Genomic DNA, 954 nt, shown 5'->3' with positions numbered 1-954 from the left:
AACAAGGAAGCCCTTGGGCTGATAGCTGAGGGCTCTACCTGCTCCATAACTCCCCGCAAATTTTATTCCCCGTCAGCGACAGATAACGTGATAAGAACAGGCGAATGCGTTGATGCATTTCCGCTGCCTTTTAACGCTGATATCAACGCCTGGGAAATTCACTGCCGGGAAGCTTTCAGACAAGAGATTGAAGAGGCTTATAAAGCTGCATCAACAGTCCCAAGTGATTTGGACTACGATGGCCCAACACCGGCCGTAGAAATATTGGGTCATGAGACGGTGGCAGTATACCGAGGAAAACGGATCAGAACCTGTCCCTGCGGCGCCACCTTCGATTCGACCAATCTGCTTAAATCCCACCGCCGAACCAGTAGCGACGCCCGGTGCAAGGGGAAGCAGAACACTACCTGCCCTTGTGGCATCACCTTCGATTCGGTCAATATGCTTTACGCTCACTGCCGGGGCAGCAGGGACGTCCGGTGCAAGGGGAGGCGAAATACCACCTGCCCCTGCGGCGCCACCCTCGCTACAGTCAACCTGCTTAACTCTCATCGCCAAGGCAGTAACGACGTGCGGTGTAAAGGGAAGCGGAATACCACCTGCCCCTGTGGCACCACCCTTGCTACGGTCAGTTTGCTTAACTCTCATCGCCGGGGCAGCCGTGACGCCCGATGCAAGGGCAAACGGAATACCACCTGCCTCTGTGGCGCCACTTTCGCCTCGGTTAGCCTGCTTAACTCTCACTGCCAAGGCAGCAGGGATGTCCGATGCAAAGGGAAGCGGAACACCACCTGCCCCTGCGGTATCACCTTCGATACGGTCAGCCTGCTTGACTCTCACCGCCAGGGCAGCAAAGACGTTCAGTGCAGGGGGAAGCGGAACACCACCTGCCCCTGCGGCATCACTTTCGATTCGGTCAACCGGCTTAAAACCCACCGCCAGTGCAGCAGCGAT

The 954-nt window shown here is 56.6% G+C and carries 1 protein-coding gene; it reads right to left on the bottom strand.

From position 1 onward, the window contains the following. Positions 1-210: 210 nt before the first annotated feature. The coding region (locus E1189_RS02155; protein ID WP_230460033.1) for a hypothetical protein at positions 211-954 on the bottom strand (744 nt) is incomplete at its 5' end.

Source organism: Parendozoicomonas verongulae (genome assembly GCF_009711465.1).
Taxonomy (GTDB): domain Bacteria; phylum Pseudomonadota; class Gammaproteobacteria; order Pseudomonadales; family Endozoicomonadaceae; genus Sansalvadorimonas; species Sansalvadorimonas verongulae.
This window is presented reverse-complemented; position numbering and strand designations above follow the sequence as displayed.